The organism is Pseudomonas sp. AC463 (assembly GCF_979253585.1).
On the sequence record NZ_CEEDDZ010001000.1, the window covers coordinates 1 to 247 of the forward strand.

Sequence of the window (247 nt, forward strand, 5' to 3'; positions counted from 1 at the left end):
TCCCTTGCCGAAGCTGCGCTCGCCCATCACCAGCCCGCGGTGGTGATCCTGCAACGCGCCCGCGACGATCTCCGACGCCGACGCGGTACCCGGATTGGTCAGGACGACGACCGGCAGGCCGTGCGCGTCGTCGCCCGGCTTCGCGAAGTACCGTTCGATATCCGACTTCTCGCGCCCGCGCTGCGACACGATCTCGCCGTGGTCGAGGAACGCGTCGCTGACGGCGATCGCCTGCGTCAGCAACCCG

Annotated in this window: 1 protein-coding gene; it reads right to left on the reverse strand. The window is 69.6% G+C overall.

What is annotated here, in order from left to right:
- Positions 1–247, reverse strand: a 247-nt coding sequence (locus tag AC0IYH_RS33245; protein WP_471838671.1) for a S41 family peptidase, incomplete at both ends; no start/stop codon positions are given.